The 343-nt window shown below is 59.8% G+C and carries 1 protein-coding gene; it reads right to left on the bottom strand.

Features of this window, described 5'->3' with window-relative positions; genetic code table 11:
* Positions 1–343 (bottom strand): proton-conducting transporter membrane subunit (locus SB753_RS35585; RefSeq protein WP_410804779.1); only part of this gene is annotated, 343 nt, incomplete at both ends.

Genomic DNA, 343 nt, shown 5'->3' with positions numbered 1-343 from the left:
AAACGGATCAGGCCACCGAGGCGGCCGAGATTGCGTTCACCTGTTGCATGCAGGACGGAGCCCGTCGATATGAACAGCAGGCTCTTGAACGCGGCATGGCTTGCGATCTGGTAGAGCAACGCGGTAAGCGATAAAGCGGCGAGCGCCGGCATGTCGAACGCCCGGAACAGGACCGCGAGTCCCATGCTGACGAACATCAGACCGATATTATCGATCGACGAGTACGCGAGCAGCCTTTTCATGTCGGTCTGGATCGCGCTGAATACAACGCCGAACAGCGCGGTGAAAAGGCCGAGTGCCAGCATCACGACACCCCACCACGCGATCTGCAGGTGCAGGAGGT

This window comes from Paraburkholderia sp. SIMBA_053 (assembly GCF_046534895.1).
Lineage (GTDB): Bacteria > Pseudomonadota > Gammaproteobacteria > Burkholderiales > Burkholderiaceae > Paraburkholderia > Paraburkholderia caledonica.
The sequence above is the reverse complement of the archived record's forward strand: the minus strand, read 5'-3'. Positions and strand labels throughout refer to the sequence as shown.